Annotated in this window: 17 protein-coding genes; 7 read left to right on the plus strand and 10 right to left on the minus strand. The window is 68.7% G+C overall.

Annotated features, from left to right (window positions below):
* Positions 1-83 precede the first annotated feature (83 nt).
* A complete protein-coding gene (locus NGH83_RS06545; RefSeq protein WP_251858256.1) occupies positions 84-719 on the plus strand; it encodes a TetR family transcriptional regulator in 636 nt (211 codons plus the stop codon).
* Between the two features lie 215 nt (positions 720-934).
* Here the strand turns inward: NGH83_RS06545 and NGH83_RS06550 are convergent, their stop codons facing one another.
* Together NGH83_RS06550 and NGH83_RS06560 are read right to left on the minus strand one after the other, a co-directional pair.
* Positions 935-2,320, minus strand: a complete 1,386-nt coding sequence (locus tag NGH83_RS06550; RefSeq protein WP_371872776.1) for a DUF1524 domain-containing protein — start codon at positions 2,318-2,320, stop codon at positions 935-937.
* A 1,230-nt stretch (positions 2,321-3,550) separates the two neighbouring features.
* Positions 3,551-4,384 (minus strand): DUF429 domain-containing protein, encoded by an 834-nt coding sequence (locus NGH83_RS06560; RefSeq protein WP_251858257.1) that lies wholly within the window; start codon positions 4,382-4,384, stop codon positions 3,551-3,553.
* A gap of 72 nt (positions 4,385-4,456) precedes the next feature.
* Between NGH83_RS06560 and NGH83_RS06565 the strand changes: the two genes are divergently transcribed.
* A complete protein-coding gene (locus tag NGH83_RS06565; RefSeq protein ID WP_251858258.1) occupies positions 4,457-6,040 on the plus strand; it encodes a carboxylesterase/lipase family protein in 1,584 nt (527 codons plus the stop codon).
* Positions 6,041-6,192: 152 nt separating this feature from the next.
* Here NGH83_RS06565 and NGH83_RS06570 read toward each other — a convergent pair whose 3' ends face one another.
* From NGH83_RS06570 to NGH83_RS06590, 5 genes are all read right to left on the minus strand, one after another.
* Entirely contained in the window at positions 6,193-7,038 is an 846-nt protein-coding gene (locus tag NGH83_RS06570) for a helix-turn-helix transcriptional regulator (RefSeq protein WP_251858259.1), read from the minus strand.
* Positions 7,039-7,100: 62 nt separating this feature from the next.
* Positions 7,101-8,039, minus strand: a complete 939-nt coding sequence (locus NGH83_RS06575) for an SDR family oxidoreductase (protein ID WP_251858260.1) — start codon at positions 8,037-8,039, stop codon at positions 7,101-7,103.
* Between the two features lie 176 nt (positions 8,040-8,215).
* Entirely contained in the window at positions 8,216-9,220 is a 1,005-nt protein-coding gene (locus tag NGH83_RS06580; RefSeq protein WP_251858261.1) for a hypothetical protein, read from the minus strand.
* A gap of 175 nt (positions 9,221-9,395) precedes the next feature.
* Positions 9,396-9,761, minus strand: a complete 366-nt coding sequence (locus NGH83_RS06585) for an SDR family NAD(P)-dependent oxidoreductase (RefSeq protein WP_251858262.1) — start codon at positions 9,759-9,761, stop codon at positions 9,396-9,398.
* 45 nt (positions 9,762-9,806) lie between these two features.
* Positions 9,807-9,971: a hypothetical protein gene (locus NGH83_RS06590; protein WP_251858263.1), complete on the minus strand. Its 165-nt coding sequence runs from the start codon at positions 9,969-9,971 to the stop codon at positions 9,807-9,809.
* A 124-nt stretch (positions 9,972-10,095) separates the two neighbouring features.
* Between NGH83_RS06590 and NGH83_RS06595 the strand changes: the two genes are divergently transcribed.
* Together NGH83_RS06595 and NGH83_RS06600 are read left to right on the plus strand one after the other, a co-directional pair.
* Positions 10,096-10,455 (plus strand): metalloregulator ArsR/SmtB family transcription factor, encoded by a 360-nt coding sequence (locus tag NGH83_RS06595; RefSeq protein ID WP_251858264.1) that lies wholly within the window; start codon positions 10,096-10,098, stop codon positions 10,453-10,455.
* 11 nt (positions 10,456-10,466) lie between these two features.
* Positions 10,467-11,465, plus strand: coding sequence for an SRPBCC family protein (locus tag NGH83_RS06600; RefSeq protein ID WP_251858265.1), 999 nt, complete (start codon positions 10,467-10,469; stop codon positions 11,463-11,465).
* A 98-nt stretch (positions 11,466-11,563) separates the two neighbouring features.
* Here the strand turns inward: NGH83_RS06600 and NGH83_RS06605 are convergent, their stop codons facing one another.
* The 3 genes from NGH83_RS06605 to NGH83_RS06615 all read right to left on the minus strand — a co-directional run bounded on the left by NGH83_RS06605 (position 11,564) and on the right by NGH83_RS06615 (position 13,339).
* Positions 11,564-11,875: a DUF6157 family protein gene (locus NGH83_RS06605; protein ID WP_251858266.1), complete on the minus strand. Its 312-nt coding sequence runs from the start codon at positions 11,873-11,875 to the stop codon at positions 11,564-11,566.
* A 178-nt stretch (positions 11,876-12,053) separates the two neighbouring features.
* Positions 12,054-12,461 (minus strand): thermonuclease family protein, encoded by a 408-nt coding sequence (locus NGH83_RS06610; protein WP_251858267.1) that lies wholly within the window; start codon positions 12,459-12,461, stop codon positions 12,054-12,056.
* A 215-nt stretch (positions 12,462-12,676) separates the two neighbouring features.
* Complete coding sequence (locus NGH83_RS06615) at positions 12,677-13,339, minus strand: response regulator transcription factor (protein ID WP_251858268.1); 663 nt, start codon at positions 13,337-13,339, stop codon at positions 12,677-12,679.
* Between the two features lie 148 nt (positions 13,340-13,487).
* Between NGH83_RS06615 and NGH83_RS06620 the strand changes: the two genes are divergently transcribed.
* The 3 genes from NGH83_RS06620 (at position 13,488) to NGH83_RS06630 (ending at position 16,299) form a co-directional block, all read left to right on the plus strand.
* Positions 13,488-13,766: a GlsB/YeaQ/YmgE family stress response membrane protein gene (locus NGH83_RS06620; RefSeq protein ID WP_251858269.1), complete on the plus strand. Its 279-nt coding sequence runs from the start codon at positions 13,488-13,490 to the stop codon at positions 13,764-13,766.
* A gap of 164 nt (positions 13,767-13,930) precedes the next feature.
* A complete protein-coding gene (locus tag NGH83_RS06625; RefSeq protein WP_251858270.1) occupies positions 13,931-14,743 on the plus strand; it encodes an ABC transporter ATP-binding protein in 813 nt (270 codons plus the stop codon).
* Positions 14,725-16,299 (plus strand): transporter, encoded by a 1,575-nt coding sequence (locus NGH83_RS06630; protein ID WP_251858271.1) that lies wholly within the window; start codon positions 14,725-14,727, stop codon positions 16,297-16,299. Before NGH83_RS06625 ends, NGH83_RS06630 begins: the two co-directional genes overlap by 19 nt.
* Positions 16,300-16,313: the final 14 nt, after the last annotated feature.

The following is a 16,313-nucleotide window of genomic DNA, read 5'->3' on the forward strand; positions in this document are numbered from 1 at the left end:
GTACGCGGTACTGTCCATCACCGAGATGAGGAGCTTCTCCATCTCGCCCGCCTTCCGGCTGACTTTCGAGAAGGGATGCCACTGTGCCGCAGCAGGATGCCGGGGCCGCCCATCGAGAGGCTGTCGACAGCTTCCGCGGTCGCCCCGCGGCCACCTCCCGCGGTGAGATCGAGCGCGCGGCGTTCGTCCTGTTCGAGACGTACGGCTTCGGCGACACGACCATTGCGATGATCGCCGCGGAACTCGGCGTATCGCCGCGCACCGTCACCCGCTACTTCCCGTCGAAGAACGACATCCCTTGGGGGGCCTTCGATGCGACGCTCCCGCGCTTCCATGACATCCTCGCCACGACCCCGGATGATCTGCCGCTGTGGGCAAGGATCCACGACGGTGTCCTGCGTTTCAACGAGTTCCCGGACGATGCCCGGCCGTCCCACCGCGCCCGTATGAGCCTGATCTTCTCGACGCCGTCGCTGCAGGCGCATTCGGTGCTGCGCAACGCCCGGTGGAAGGCGGAGATCGAGCGCTTCGTCGTCGGGCAGCTCGGACCCGAAGCAGAAGGGAGCGCCCTGCCCAACGTCGCCGGTCAGGTCAGCATGGCGCTGGCCACGTCGGCCTACGAGCAGTGGCTCGCCTCCGGCGCCGTCGCGAACAGCGACCTCATCGCCATCATGAATCGCTCCATGTCGGCCCTGCGCGACTATCTCCGCGAGACCTGACCGGGGGCGAACCGAGATGGAGATGGCGACGAGAATCGCCCTCAAGAAACAGTCGGGGCACTCAGTCCTCCACCGGTACCGGCGCGATGGGCAGAGTACGGCGCCGCCGTCGATGAACCGCTCCGACCCGGTGCCGTAGGTGGTTCGGAGCCGTGCGCGGACGGTCGATCCCGGCGTTGATCCCGCGGATCGCCGCCCGAGCGCGTCGCTCCGCGCTACTCGCAGCCGACCCCGTCGCCGTCCCGGTCGAGCTTGCGCGAGTATCCGGGCTGGCCGGCGTAGATCGGTGCCGCTCCAGCGGCGCGGACGGCGTCGCAGTTGGCGTAGAAGGCGTCGGCGACCGGTGCCGGGGCGGGCGCGGGTGCGGTCTGTGCGGGCGGCGCTTCGACGACCGGTGCGGGCGCGGGGGCGACGACGGGCGCCGGCTCGGGCGCCGGCGGTGCGGGGATCGGCGTGAAGCCCGAGATCGGCGCCATCTCATCCGGGCAGGCGGTGAGCACACGGGCGATCGCGTCGTGCTCGGCCGCCGTCACCCACAGCGAGTAGGTCGCCTTCACCGCGACCTGTCGTGCGACGTAGGCGCAGCGGAAGGCGCGGTTGGCGGGAAGCCAAGTGGCCGCATCGCCGTCGCCCTTCTGGCTGTTCGCGGGGCCATCGACCGCCAGCAGGTTGAGCGGGTCGTTGGCGAGGCTGGTGCGCTGCTCGGCGGTGAGCTGCTGGGCGCCCTTCTGCCACGCGTCGGAGAGCGCGACGACGTGGTCGATCTGCACGAGGGTGCTCGTGGTGTTGCCGCGGACGAAGTCGATCGTCGTCGCGGTGTACGGGTCGGCGAGGCGTCCGGTGAGCACCTTGCAGGGGCCGGACAGTGTTTCGTCGACGAGGTCGCGCTGGAGAATGTCGTTGCGAGTGTCGCATCCGTTGCGGTCGACATCGAGCCACGCCTGCCCGAACTGCCCGACCCTGTCGTAGCCGGTCTTCGCGGCGCGGCCCTTGATGGGCAGCGTCGCCAAGAGGTCGACCGCCCGCACGGAACTGCTCGGCGCGGTGGCGGCGACCGCGATGGCGCCCCCGGCGACCGGCTCGTCGGGGTCGAGCTCGACGGTGGCGGTGGGGGTCGGGGTGGGTGTTTGTGTCGGTCGAGCGGTCTTCGTCGGGATGGGCGACGCCGTCTCGGTCGAGGTGGCCGCCGCGAGGTCGGCGTCGGCCCGCCCGGTGGTCGCGCCGTAGACGCTGGTGCCGGCGATGACAGTGACGAGCGCGCCGGCGAGCACGGCGGCGCCGAGCTTGCGGGTGCCGAGCAGCAGCCACGAGCGGCGTCCGGTCGCCAGTGTGTAGAGGGCGCTGAAAAGCGCGACGATGCCGGCGAGAATCAGCAGTCCGCCGATCCCGCTGGAGATGAGGGTGATGATGCCGAAGAGCGCGAAGGCGCCGGCGCCGACCCAGGTGAGGAACGGGATCCGCGAGACGGCGCCCGACGCTCGTGGTGCGGGAGCGGGTGTGGGTGGCGCGGGGGCGTAGTGCTCGGTCCAAGCGGACCCGTCCCAGTACCGCAGCCGCTCGTCCTCGTCGGACGCCCTGTACCACCCGGCTTCGGCAGCCATCTCCACCCTCTCGCGCCCCGCCGTCGGAGCAGTCGCGCCACGCTACTGCCGAGCCCCCGCCCACCCGCCACGGCGCGCCGCCTGGTCATTGAGGAGGGCCGCCAGGCCCGTCGCGAAAAGACGTGACTCGCACTTCCCTTGAGGCCTGGAACCCCAGCCGCCCGTTGAGCAAAGCGATACGAAGGCAAGACGCCGGGGCTCCACCTGGTCATTGAGGAGGGCCGCCAGGCCCGTCGCGAAATGACGCGACTCGCACTTCCATCGAAGCTGAGGGACCCGGGCCGCTCGTTGAGCGAAGCGATACGGAGGCACTGCACCCTTCGTATCGCTCCGCTCAACGGGCGGGCATCTGGTCATTGAGGAGGGCCGCCAGGCCCGTCGCGAAATGACGCGACTCGCAGACTCCCAAGTCCGGCGCAGGCAGAGACCCGTGTCGCATCGCGACGGTCGCAGAGCGACCTCCTCAGCGACCAGTGAGACCCGTCGTGCTCCATCTGGTCATTGAGGAGGGCCGCCAGGCCCGTCGCGAAATGACGCGACTCGCAGGTTAGCTAGTCCGACGCACGCAGAAACCCTGTCGCATCGCGACGGTCGCAGAGCGACCTCCTCAGCGACCAGCGGAACTGAGCTGCTCTGGTCATTGAGGAGGGCCGCCGGGCCCGTCGCGAAATGACGCAACTCGCAGCTTCCCAAGTCCGGCGCCGCTGTAACTCGTGTCGCATCGCGACGGTTGCAGAGCGACCTCCTCAGCGACCAGCGGAACTGAGCTGCTCTGGTCATTGAGGAGGGCCGCCAGGCCCGTGGCAAAATGACGCGACTCGCAGGTTCCCAAGTCCGGCCTCGCTGTAACTCGTGTCGCATCGCGACGGTTGCAGAGCGACCTCCTCAGCGACCAGTGCAACTGAGCTGCCTCTGGTCATTGAGGAGGGCCGCCAGGCCCGTCGCGATATGACGCGACTCGCAGGTTCCCCTGGTCCGGCACACGCAGAAACTCGTGTCGCATCGCGACGGTCGCAGAGCGCCCTCCTCAGCGACCAGCGGAACCCGACCGCCCGTTGAGCGAAGCGATACGAAGGCACCCTCGCGCCTTCGTATCGCTCCTCTCAACGGGCGGGCATCTGGTCATTGAGGAGGGCCGCCAGGCCCGTCGCGAAATGACGGGACTCGCAGATTCCCCCGTCCGGCGATGATGAAACCTTTGTCGCATCGCGACGGGCCTGGCGGCCCTCCTCAGCGACCAGCCGGCATCACCGCCCGGTGCTCGGCCCTCGCCGGCGCCACGATCGTCGCCCGCCGACCCGACTCGTCCGGCTCCGAGTCCCGGCCGAGGATCAGCGTGCGAGCTTCGCCATGCCGGTGCCAGATGCTCGCCGTCCACGCGCAGAGGACCGCGTCGAGCAAGTCCTCCCGATGCTTGTATACGCGGTCGCTCAGCGGCGACGGCTCCGAAACCAACGCGGCAGTGACCGGGTGACTCATCAGATCGACCGGCGGATCCGCATCCCGCAGCGTCGCCACTCGTTGAATCAACTCATCGCAGATCGCGGCCCGAGTCACTCGACTCTCCGCGGGCGACAACTTCGGATCGCGCCCTTTGTACCGCGGCTTGCGTTCGTCGTAGCCGAGCTCGGGCATCCCGACGATCGTGGTGCTCGGATAGCACTCGAACATGACGAGCTCGTCGGCGGCCGAGACGCGAGTGCCGTCGGTGTACGCGATCCCCGCACTCTCGAGCCGCTCCCGCAGCGCCACACCGCTCAACCACCCGAGCCCCGGATGCGACGGATACGCGGAGAACCCCCACCGCCCATACCGTCGACCGACCTCGCGTTCGCACTCCCGCATAATCCTCGGCGCATTGTGAACCACGAGCGGCCCGTCGGCGGCGACGACCGCGCCCCCGGCCATCCGTTCAGTGATCCACTCGGCGACCTCATCCACGCCGCGGGCCCACCCCGCATCGATCACGACGCCGCGCTCATCGATCACCACGAGACCCGACTCATTCGCCGGCCGCGCGGCGGACCCGACACCCCACGCGAGGTCGACACCGAAGTACTGCACCCACACACCTCAGCACACTGATCTGCGGTTCGAGGCGGCGGAGGGCGTGCCGGGTGTGGGATCGTGGCCACCATGACCGATGCCATCACGTCACCCGCGGGTCTCACCCCCGACGAGGGCGAGCGGGTCGAGGCGGCGGCGTCGGCGGGCACCTTCATCGGTCGCCGCGACGGCAGCGTCGCCGTGTGGAAGGGCATCCGCTACGCCGAAGCCCCGGTCGGACCGCTGCGGTGGCGAGCCCCGCGTCCGGCTCCGGCAGCCGCCGAACCGGTCACGGCTTTGGCTTTCGGCAACGCGTCGCCGCAGGAGCTCGTGCCCGAGATGCACCTCGGCGAGGGCGTCGCGCTCAGCGAGGACTGCCTCTTTCTCAACGTGTGGAGCCCATCCGCATCACTGCCGAGCAACTCCGACCCGGCGCCCGCACGCCCGGTGATGGTGTGGATCCATGGCGGCGCCTACACCTACGGCGCGGCGAGCCAGCCCGTCTACGACGGCGCTGCCCTCGCCTCCATCGGCGATGTCGTCATCGTGACCGTGAACTACCGGCTCGGCGCGCTCGGCTACCTCGACCTCACTTCCTTCGCCACCGACACCGAGCAGTTCGACTCGAATCTCGCGCTGCGCGACGTGCTGCTCGCACTCGAGTGGGTGCGCGACAACATCGCGGCCTTCGGCGGCGACCCCGACGCGGTCACCGTATTCGGCGAGAGCGCCGGCGCCGGCATGATCACCGCCCTGCTCGCGACCCCCAGCGCCGAGGGCCTGTTTCACCGGGCGATCGCCGAGAGCTCGCCCGCGTCGTCGATGTACGGGCCTGCCCGCTCGAAGCTCGTCGCCGAGCATTTCCTCGCCGAGGCGCGGATGGGTGAGGGCCCGATCGGTGAGGTGCGGTCGATGCCCGTGTCGGCGATCGTCGAGGCCGCGACCCGGGTGTACAGCTCGGTGCCGAGCGAGTCGCCGGGCCTGCTCGCCTTCGCGCCCGTGGTCGACGGCGACCTGCTTCCCGAACATCCCATCACGGTGCTGCATCAGGGGCGCGGCCTGCCGGTGCCGCTGATCATCGGCACGAATCACGATGAGGCGACGCTGTTCAAGTTCATGAAGTCGCCGCTGATGCCGATCACCCCGGCGGCGATCACGACGATGATGCAGCGGCTCGCGTCCGAAAACCCTGATGCGGTGCTGCCGTCGCGCGAGCAGCTGCTCGGCGCGTACGAGGGGGTGCGGTCGCGGGCGGTCGGGCTCGGAATCGCGCGGGACATCGGATTCCGGATGCCGACCGTCTGGCTCGTCGAGGGCCACTCGACCATCGCGCCGACCTACCTGTACCGGTTCGACTGGGCGACACCGATGCTGCGCCTGATCGGCATGGCGGCGGCGCACGCGACCGAGTTGCCGTACGTCTGGGGCAACCTCGACTCCAATCGCCGCGACTACACGTTCGCGCTCGGCGGCCGCCGCACGGGCGAGGAGATCTCGGACCGGATGACCCAGTGGTGGACCTCCTTCGCCGCGACCGGCACCCCGGGATCGGAGTGGCCGTCGTACGACGCCGACCGGGCGAGCCTCGTGATCGACCGCACCGACCGCGTGGAGCACGACCTCGACGCGGGCCTGCGCAAGGGCTGGGGCGACGCGGTCCTCAGCTTCACCTGACCCGCGCCCGCCCGCCCGTTGAGCGCAGCGATACGAAGGGACGCACTGCCTCCGTATCGCTTCGCTCAACGAGCGGTGGGCTCACCCGCCCGTTGAGCGCAGCGATACGAAGGGACACACTGCTTCCGTATCGCTTCGCTCAACGACCGGGGTCAGCCCACGGACCCCATGCGCTGCTCGCCGATGACGGACAGCAGCTGCAGCTTCTCGTAGCTCTCGGTGCCGGGCGTCGCGGTGAACACGAGCAGCGAGTGCCCCTGCTCCTCGTCGAGCAGCACCTGGCATTGCACTTCGATGACCCCGACCTCGGGATGCATCACCCGCTTCTCCCGCGCATGCACCGCGTTGATCTCGTGCGCCGCCCACAGCTCGGCGAATTCGGGACTGCGCTCCAGGAGGTCCTCGGCCATGGCGGCGGCGCGGGATCCGCGTCCGTGCTGGGCCGCGATGGACCGGAGCCCGGCGGTGAACCCACGTGACAGGGCGGCCTGATCCTCCACCGGATACGCCGCGCGCGCGTCGGGGTCGACGAACCACCGGTATCCGACGCTGCGTCGGAACCCCTCGTGCCGGGTCTCGTCGCCGAACAGCGCCCGCGCTGCGGCGGTCTGGATGAGCGTCTCGCCGAGGTCGTTCATGACCTGGGCGGGAGTGTCGGCGAGCCGGTCGAGGATGCGCATCAGGCCGGGTGAGACGTGGTCGCTGCGCGGACCGCGGGCGGGCGCGTTCTGCCCGGCGAGGCGGAACAGGTGGTCGCGTTCTTCGAGGCTGAGCCGCAGCCCCCGCGAGATCGCGGAGAGCATCTGCTCCGACGGCTGCGGCCCGCGCTGCTGCTCGAGCCGGCTGTAGTAGTCGACCGACATGTCGCTGAGCGCCGCGACCTCTTCGCGTCGCAGCCCGGCGGTGCGGCGGCGAGCGCCCCGCCCCAGCCCCACATCTTCGGGCTGCAGCGCTTCGCGTCGGCGCCGCAAGAAGTCGGCGAGCTGTTCACGATCCATGCGACGAGTCTGCGGGGTACGCGGCGCGCGTGCCAGGGACCCGGAATCCCTGGGTGCCGCGGTCACGAGGCGACGACCACGCCGGAGAGCCGTTCGGAAAGCTGCCAGACGCGGCGCGCATCCGCCTCGCTGCGCAGCCGCGAGTACATCGCCTGCTCGGCGGGAGCGCCGCCGAGGTGCCCCAGACCGCGCGGCCCGTAGAGCTGTCCGCCCTTGGCGTCGGGGCTTGTCGCGGCGAGTACGGCGGGCAGCGCGGCCGATTCGGGGGTGCCGAGCAGGATGCGGTGGCGCGAGAGCCAGCTGATCACTCTCCACTCTGTGGTGACGCTCGGGCGTCCCATCTGCGGTTGCGCGGCGAGCAGGTTGGTGGGGGAGACGCCCGGGTGCGAGAGGTTGCTGCGGATGCCCCACCCGCCCGCCGCGCTGAGCCGATCGAGTTCTGCAGCGAAGAGGCCGAAGGCGATCTTCGACGAGCCGTACGCACGCCCCGCGTTGTAGCTGTTCTGCCAGTTGATGTCGTCCCAGTTGATGGCGCCCGTGTTGGCGGCGATGCTCACCTGGCTCGTGACGTGGGCGCGGCCCGCCTTGAGCAGCGGCAGCAGTGAGCCGACGAGCGCGAAGTGTCCGAGATGGTTGGTGGCGAACTGCAGCTCGAACCCGTCGACGGTCACCTGCCGCGTCGGCGGGGTCATCACTCCGGCGTTGTTGATGAGGATGTCGACCGGTCGCCCGTCGCGGAGGAGTTCGTCGGCGAAACCGCGGACCGACGCGAGCGACGACAGGTCCATCGTGCGAACCTCGATCCTCGCGCCGGCGACGTCGTCGCGGATGCGGCGGGCAGCATCCTGCCCCTTCTTCTCGTTGCGGACGGGCATGAGCACGTCGGCACCGGCGCGCGCGAGTCGCGAGGCGACGCGCAGCCCGATGCCGTCGCTGGCGCCGGTGACGATCGCGAGCTTTCCGCTGAGGTTGAGAACGGTGATGTCGATGTTCTTCGGCATGAGGATCCTCCAGATGTGTTGGTTCCTCCACATTCGCGTCGATCTGCGGCGGCGTTCAGGCCGCAGTTACCCACGGATCGCCGATCCCTGCCTCCGCCTTCCCGTTCACGCGTTGAGCGAAGCGATACGAAGGGTACGCCGGCCTCCGCACTGCGGCGCGGGGCGAGCGGTCCGAATTACTGCGTAGACGTAGCGACTCCGACGGTGCGCTCGCCCTCGCGCTCATGGACATACCGCCGAAGGTTCCTGAAATAGCGCCCGTAGGCCACGACGAGGAACACGATTGCCACGACCAGGAGCGAGACCGAGATCACGTTCAGCAGGTCCGGCTCGTCGTCACTCAGGATCCGCGGAAGCTGCAGCGGAAACTGCGCACCGAAGATCAGTCCGAACAGCCACGCCTGCACCGGAAGCAGGCGCTGCATGCCCGACGCGTAGGCATCTGCTCGCTCGAGCTCGTCGGGAGTGAGCGATTCGTTCTTGCCCGAGAGAACTCGCCGCTGCACGCGCTTGCTCAGGCCGAAGGATCCGTGCGTCGTGGCGCGAACAGCCTGCGACCCCTCGTAGACGGGGAGGAAGAGCGAACTTCCCGCTGCGAGCATGACGATGGCGAGGACGAACCAGCCCGTGTCGAGGAGGTCGCCGGGGTTGCCGTCGCCGACGGCGAAGTTCAGTCCGACGGCGATCGTCACGCCGATGACGAGTCCGATGCCTGCTCCGAAGCTGACGTTGCGGGCCACCCGCCGGGCGCTCAAGCGGACGACCCCGGTGCCGCCTCCGTCCCGGGGCGGCAGCGCCGTCTTCTGGAGGTGATTGGCGATCGCGTACAACGCGGCGGTGGCGGCCGCCGAGCCGACGACCTGCGCGATGACGAGCCACACAGGGAGGGCGCCGAGGACGGACGCGGTGATGAGAGCGGCGGCTCCGATGATCTGAATCGCGGTCACGATGACGAGCCAGCGGCGGAACTGCGTGGCGCCGTCGCCGCGGAACGGATCGGAGGGCCAGTACTGCCACTGGGAGCCGAATGTCACGGGAGGCAATGCCATCGCGAGACCGGCGCAGAGGGTGACGAAGAGCCAGCCGGCGCCCTGGAACTCGCGGATCGAGGCGAGCGGGATGAGCAGGGTCGTGCCGACGACGAGCACGGCGACGAGCGCGAAGTAGAGGAAACGCAGCATGGAAGGGGGCCTCTCGTGGGGGTGGCGAGGTCCCCAGCACGATAGCGAGCCCAAAGCGGAAGCCCGGTCAACTCCCAGAGTTCTTACAGGCTGCGATATCCCGCTCGTTGAGCGCAGCGATACGAAGGGAACAGTCACCTCCGTATCGCTGCGCTCGACGAGCGGCGCCGGAAGGTCAGTCCTCCATCGGCACCGGCACGACGGGGCCGAGCACGGCGCCACCGTCGATGACCCACTCGGAGCCGGTGCTGTAGGTGGCCTCGGCGGCGAGGAAGATCATCAGCGCCGTCACCTCGCTCTGCTTGCCCATGCGGGGGATCGGCTGCTGGTTGTACGACTCTTCCTGCACCTGCGCGGTCATCGGCGTCTCGACGACGCCCGGGTGAACCGACACGACGCGGATGCCGAGCGGCGCGAACTCGAGCGCGGCTGCCTTCGTCAGTCCGCGGACACCCCACTTCGACGCGACATAGGCCGGCTCGGCGGCGAAGCCCTGCAGGCCCGCGGTCGACGACACGTTGATGATTAGCGTCTCAGTCAAGCGCCGGGGGATGTCAAGCGCCGCGGCGACGCGGCGAACTGCGAGCTAGTCGATCGCTCGCCGCTTCGCTAGTAGTTCAGCGGCGAGTCGCTCGGCCGCTGCCTCGTCGAGGATCTGCCCGGACAGGGTGGTCCATGGTTTTTCGTCGAGGTCGATGTCCTCGATTGTCGAGTCCGGTGTGACTCGGAAGTCCTCGGGATTGATGCGCACCCTCAACTCCCTGTCTTGTAAGCATCTCTTGTCTCAGCGGTCTCGAGGGTAGTAGCAGCGGCTCGTGGGCGGCTTCTTATTACCCCCTTGCGCTCGATCTCGGCGAGTCCTAACCTACAACCAAATGGTTGTACGACAGCAGATCGAACTCAGCGACGACGACGTGGATCGCATGTTCCGCGCCCTCGCCGACGCCACCCGGCGTGACATCGTCCGACGCACACTCCGTGCCGAGGCGACGGTCTCCGAGCTCGCCACCTCGTACGCCATGTCGTTCGCGGCCGTGCAGAAGCACGTCGCCGTATTGGAGGAGGCGGGTCTGGTGACCAAGCAACCTCGTGGACGTGAGCGCATCGTGCGCGGCAACCCGGACGCGATCCGGCGCGCGCAGGCGGCACTCGACCAGTTCGAATCCATCTGGCGGGCGCGCATCGATCGACTCGACGCGCTGCTCGAAGAAGACACCCCCACGAAATCCGACTGAAAGGTTCTGTCATGCCCGTCACTTCTGTCGAGAAGGATCTCGACGCACTGACCCTGACGATCGTCGCCGACTTCGCCGCCCCGGTGCAGCGAGTGTGGGACGCCTACACCGACCCGCGCCAGATCGAACGCTTCTGGGGTCCGCCCACCTATCCCGCCACCTTCACCCGCCATGATGTCGCGGTCGGCGGCCGCAGCATCTACGCGATGACCGGCACCGAGAACGGCGACTCGCACGGCGGCTACTGGGAGTGGACCGCCGTCGACGCCCCGAACTCGTTCGTCGTGAACGACGGCTTCCTCGCCGAGGATGGCACCGCGACCACCGGGCTCCCGGTCACGCGGATGTACTTCACCTTCGCTCCCACCGACTCCGGCACCCGAGTAACCACGGTCTCCTCCTACGACTCGCTCGAGGGGCTCGAGCAGGTTCTCGCGATGGGCATGGAGGAAGGCCTTCGTCAGTCGATGGCGCAGATCGACGACGTGCTCGCCGACCTCTCGTCGTTCGCGGCGGACCACGCAGCCGAGTCGCAGATCCTCAGCGACACAAAGGTGCGCGTCTCTCGCGTCATTCGTGGGTCGGTGGCGCAGGTGTGGCAGGCGCACAACGATGCCGACCTGATGAAGCAGTGGCTGCTCGGCCCCGACGGCTGGACGATGCCCGTCTGCGAGATTGCAACGAACGTGGGCGACACCTACCGCTACGAGTGGGAGCAGGACGGGGGAGAGGGCCGCTTCGGCTTCACCGGCGAGCTCCTCGAGAGCGACGCGCCCTACCGCGCGGTCACGACGGAGTCGATGATCGGCATGGAGGGCCCGGGCACCACCAACGAGATGACCCTCACTCCGGTGGAGGGTGGCACGCTGCTCACGATCCTGATCACCTACCCGAGCGCCGAGGTCCGCGACATGGTGCTCAACACGGGAATGGTCGGCGGCATGGAGGCCAGCTACGCCCGCCTCGAGTCGGTCATCGCCTCCGACGCCCGGGAGCTCGCCGACGCCTAGCCCATCCGGGACCGCCCGTTGAGCGAAGCGACACGAAGGGACCCCGCCACCACCGGTCGGGGTCCCTTCGTCACGCCTGGGGCAGTTCATCGCAACAGCTAGGCCCGCTTCGACCGCATCGCCTTCAGCTGCTTGATCCCGTCGTCCGCCACCAACTCGGCGTACCGCTCCGACCCGAGCGCGACGAGCGCGAGCCGGCCTTCCGCATCGTGGTGTGTGCCCCACCCGTACCGCTTGCCGAGCGGCGACGAACGGAAGCAGGCCTGATCCTTCGCGAAGAACGCTTCTCGCGCGGCGGGCTTGTCGGCATCCGCGATCTGTTGGCGGGTGGCATACACCTCGAACAGAACATCGTCGGAGGTGAACTCGTAGGGATGCGCGGCGATGAGCTCGTATTGAAGTGCTGCCACGGTCGGGCCTTTTCGCGTTCGCGGGAGGCTCCTCCGGCCCGCTCACCGGGCAGTCGTCGGCGACCTGGATGAACGCGTTGGCGTAGTTCGTGGTTCCCATGACACCACCTTGCCGAGCGCGGCATGGCTCCGCTAGCCCGCGGCGAAGCTGCAGCCGCTCGTCGCGTCGAGATGGGCGCTACTGGGCGCAGGCGAGGTCGGACGCGAACAAGCCGACGCCGGCTGCGCGGGCCTCGGCGGACGCCGCTTCGATCTCAGCGAGGAACCGGAAGTTGTCGCCGTACTGCACCGGCTCGGCGAGCCCGGCCCGCGCGAGCTCGGTGCCGACGCTACGTCCGTCCTCGAGGTAGACCGCGGCGAGCAGCCGGTCGTACCGGCCGGTCGGCTCGACATCGAAGGCGAGCCGCACGGACGTCCCCGACGGGAGCAGCTGCGACGTGAACGCCGACGCTTCGGGCCCCAGGCACTCGACCGGCGAGTCCGGCTTGACGCTCTCGGGGGCGTCGACATTGAGGATGCGCACCCGCTGACTCCCGCCGTCGAACGTGACGATCACGGTGTCGCCATCGACGACCCGCTCGACCACCGCTTCAGCTTCGGAGGCCCCCGAGCTCCCAGCGACCGGAACGTTCGCGCCGGGAGCGTCCTTGAGTCCCGAAGTACCAGACAGCTACCAGCACGATGAGCGCGCCGATTACCACAGACGCAAACCGTCCTTCTATCCGCCGCGACCGCGCCACGTCGACTCACTTTCTGCTGGAACCCGGCCCGCCCGCTGAGCAAAGCGATACGGAGTCCCGCCTACGGCCCACCCCGCCAGTGATCGATCCGATGGTGATCAGGCGTGAACCCATGATCCACACCCCAGAGCACCGCTTGGGTACGACTCTCGACACCGATCTTGCGGTAGGTGCTGCGGATGTACGACTTCACCGTGTTCGGGCTCAAGTAGGTGAGCTGGGCGACCTCGGCGTTGCTCTTGCCCTGCGTGATCAGCGCCAGGATCTCGGATTCCCGATCCGTGATCCCCTCGCGCTTGCCCGGCCAATCGAGTCCCGGCGCACTCCGTGCCCGACGTGGCTCCTCCATAAAGAGGACCTCGCCGGCGTGGATGCGCTCGAGCGCCTCGACGAGCTCGCCTGCGCCGAGTGTCTTCGACAGGTACCCGTCGACGCCGTGGTCGCGGGCGCTCTGCACGAGCGAGGGCTGGAAGTTCCAGGTGTAGACGACGACTTTGTCGGCACTCGGATTCTTCACCAGCTCGGCGATCTGGTCGTGATCCGATTCGGGCTGCGCGAACGAGTCGTAGAGCACGATGTCGACCCGGTCGTTGGTGTCGGTGTTCGCGTTGATCTCGGCGACGAGCACGCGGTCGCGGTAGTCGTCGAACATCCGGGCCAGCCCCATGAGCACGACGTCGTAGTCGTCGACGAGGGCGACCGTGATCGCGTCGGAGCCGTTCATGATGCGCCCACGCTAACCCTCCCTAGGGGTGTAGTCCCACCTCCCCAAGGGTGGAAAGACTGGAACCTCATCCCGGCGCCGCGCTCACTCGGGCGCAGTCGGGGAAGCGCATGTCGGTAGACGTGCACCAACGAAGAAGGCGGACATCATGCTCGGTCTCATCATCAGCATCATCGTCATCGGCCTGATCGCGGGCGCTCTCGCCCGACTGATCGTGCCGGGCAAGCAAAACGTCGGAATCGTCGCGACGATCCTGCTCGGCATCGTCGGGTCGTTCATTGGAGGCTTCCTCGGCTTCCTGCTCTTCGGCCAGGACGCGCAGGACGGCTTCCTCCAGCCCGCGGGCATCATCGGCTCGATCATCGGCGCCATCATCGCCCTGCTGATCTGGATCGCGGTCACCCGCCGCAGCGCCGCCCGCCGCTGAGGCGTTGACTCGCTCGGAGGCCCGGCAGCTCATCGCGAGCCGCTGGGCCTTCGCGCACCCGCCCGTTGAGCGAAGCGATACGAAGGGAACAGTCGCAAGCGCCCACCTGTGGGTCCCCCTTGAGACGGACGCGAGCGAGCCGAGCATTCCCTAACGTGCTGGACATGGCCAACGAAACCGCAGCACCTGCCGTCCCGTCGCCTGAACCCGTCGCCCCCGGCGGCGCACCAGCCTTACGCATCTCCGGCTTACGCAAGTCGTTCGGTCAGAAGGTCGCGGTCGATACCCTCGACCTCACCGTCCCGACCGGCTCCTTCTACGGTCTCGTCGGCCCGAACGGCGCCGGCAAGACGACGACCCTGTCGATGGCGACCGGGCTCCTCCGCCCCGACGCCGGCACGATCGAGGTGCTCGGCACCGACGTGTGGCGCGACACCGTCAAGGCGAAGTCGCTCGTTGGCGTGCTGAGCGACGGCATCGCGATGTTCGACCGGCTCACCGGCGAACAGCTCGTCACCTACCACGGCCTCCTCAACGGCATGGACAAGCCGACCGTCGCCGAACGCGTCTCCGACCTGCTCGACCTGCTCGACCTGAAGTCCGCGGGCGGCACCCTCGTCGTCGACTACTCGGCCGGTATGCAGAAGAAGATCGCGCTCGCCTGCGCCCTCGTCCATGCTCCGCGTCTGCTGGTGCTGGATGAGCCGTTCGAGTCGGTGGATCCGGTGTCGGCGGCGAACATCCGCGACATCCTCGCCGGATACGTCCGCGGCGGCGGAACCGTCATCGTGTCCAGCCACTCGATGGATCTCGTGCAGCGCATGTGCGACCACGTCGCCGTGATCGGCGCCGGCCGGCTGCTCGCCGCGGGCACCGTCGATGAGGTGCGCGGCGGATCTACCCTCGAAGACCGTTTCGTCGAGCTCGTCGGCGGACGCCAGCACTCGGAGGGCCCGGCATGGTTGCACACCTCCTGAGCCTGCGTTACCGCTTGATGTGGAACGGGATGCGCCGCAGCACCCTGATCCTCATCTCGACCCTGCTCGGTGCGTTGTGGGGTCTGTTCGTGCTCGTCGGCCTGGTCATCGGCCTTTTCGCGCTGTCGTTCACCGACCCGCAGACCATCTGGATGGTTGCCACCCTCGTCGGCGCGGTGACCGTGCTCGGCTGGGTGATCGTGCCGCTTCTACTGCGTGCGATGGACCAGTCGCTCAGCGTCGAGAAATTCCGCACCTTCCCGATCCAGCCGCGCCGCCTCGTCGTCGCGCTGCTGGCCGTGGCGCTGCTCAGCGTCCCGGCGATCGTGACCGCCGTGGCGGCGCTCGGCACGACCCTTAGCTGGGTGCGGGAGCCGACCGCACTGATCGCGGCGCCGTTCGCCGGTGCCCTCGGTGTGCTGATCTGCGTCACCGCGTCGAAGGCGTTCGAGTCGGTGGGCGCGTCGCTGTCGTCGGGACGCCGTTACCGCGAGGTGATGGGCGTGATCGTCTTCGTGCCGCTCATCCTGATCGGCCCGATCATCGGCCTGGTCGGTTCGTCGGTGGAGTCGATCGCCGGCGACCTGCCGCGCATTGCGTCGATTGTGTCGTGGACGCCGCTCGGCGCTCCGTGGTCGATCCCGGGCGACATTGCGCTCGGCCGCCCGCTCGAGGCGCTGGCGAAGCTCGCGATCGCGCTCGTCACGCTGGCGGTGCTGGTCCTGCTGTGGAGCCGCAGCCTCGCCGTGCTGCTGGTGGCGTCGCCGCGCGCCGGTTCAGGGTCGTCGAAGTCGAAGGGCCTCGGACCGTTCAACTGGTTCCCCGGCACCCCGACGGGCGCGGTCGCCGCCCGCACCTCCGTCTACTGGATGCGCGACCCCCGCTACGGCGGATCCCTCGTCGTCCTACCCGCACTCGCCATCCTGGCCGTGTTCCTAGCCTTCACGGGCTCGGACTGGTTCCTGCTGGGCCTCGGCCCGATCTTCGCGGCGATCCTGTCGATCACGTTGTGCGCGGAGGTGTCGTACGACGGCACCGCGTTCGCCTCGCACTTGTCGTCGCGCCTGAGCGGCCGCGCAGACCGGGCGGGTCGGGTGTGGACATTCGCGATCATCTCGGTGCCGCTCGTGCTGGTCGCAACCATCGTCCCGCTGATCGCGCTCGATCGCGCCGCGGACATCCCCGCGCTGCTGGGCATCGCCCTGGGCGTCCTGCTGACAGGCTTCGGTGTCTCGAGCGTCGCATCGGCCCGGTTCTTGATGCCGGTGCCGGCGGCGGGGGACAGCCCTTTCAAGTCTCCGTCGGGCAGCTCCTTTGCGGGCCAGCTGCAGATGTTCGTGACCTGGGCGATCGTGTTCGCGCTGGCGATCCCCGAGCTAGTGCTCGGGGCGATCGGGCTGATCACGGGACAGGTGCTCTTCGGTGTCCTTACGCTGGCCGTCGGCGTAGTGCTCGGGGTGGTGCTGATGATCGTCGGCATCCGCCAGGGCGGTGCGCTGCTTGACCGCCGCGGGCCGGAGCTGCTGACCGCACTGCGGCGCGCGAAGGGTGCCTGATTTCGGCGTCCTTC

It is taken from the genome of Herbiconiux sp. L3-i23, assembly GCF_023734115.1.
Taxonomy (GTDB): Bacteria; Actinomycetota; Actinomycetes; order Actinomycetales; family Microbacteriaceae; genus Naasia.

Excerpts from the sequence above, each read along its gene's own strand:
- NGH83_RS06575 (WP_251858260.1), bottom strand. The coding sequence starts at position 8,039 with ATGCCGAAGAACATCGACATCACCGTTCTCAACCTCAGCGGAAAGCTC.
- NGH83_RS06620 (WP_251858269.1), top strand. The coding sequence starts at position 13,488 with ATGCTCGGTCTCATCATCAGCATCATCGTCATCGGCCTGATCGCGGGC.
- NGH83_RS06570 (WP_251858259.1), bottom strand. The coding sequence starts at position 7,038 with ATGGATCGTGAACAGCTCGCCGACTTCTTGCGGCGCCGACGCGAAGCG.
- NGH83_RS06550 (WP_371872776.1), bottom strand. The coding sequence starts at position 2,320 with ATGGCTGCCGAAGCCGGGTGGTACAGGGCGTCCGACGAGGACGAGCGG.
- NGH83_RS06600 (WP_251858265.1), top strand. The coding sequence starts at position 10,467 with ATGCCCGTCACTTCTGTCGAGAAGGATCTCGACGCACTGACCCTGACG.
- NGH83_RS06625 (WP_251858270.1), top strand. The coding sequence starts at position 13,931 with ATGGCCAACGAAACCGCAGCACCTGCCGTCCCGTCGCCTGAACCCGTC.
- NGH83_RS06565 (WP_251858258.1), top strand. The coding sequence starts at position 4,457 with ATGACCGATGCCATCACGTCACCCGCGGGTCTCACCCCCGACGAGGGC.
- NGH83_RS06595 (WP_251858264.1), top strand. The coding sequence starts at position 10,096 with ATGGTTGTACGACAGCAGATCGAACTCAGCGACGACGACGTGGATCGC.
- NGH83_RS06580 (WP_251858261.1), bottom strand. The coding sequence starts at position 9,220 with ATGCTGCGTTTCCTCTACTTCGCGCTCGTCGCCGTGCTCGTCGTCGGC.
- NGH83_RS06615 (WP_251858268.1), bottom strand. The coding sequence starts at position 13,339 with ATGAACGGCTCCGACGCGATCACGGTCGCCCTCGTCGACGACTACGAC.
- NGH83_RS06630 (WP_251858271.1), top strand. The coding sequence starts at position 14,725 with ATGGTTGCACACCTCCTGAGCCTGCGTTACCGCTTGATGTGGAACGGG.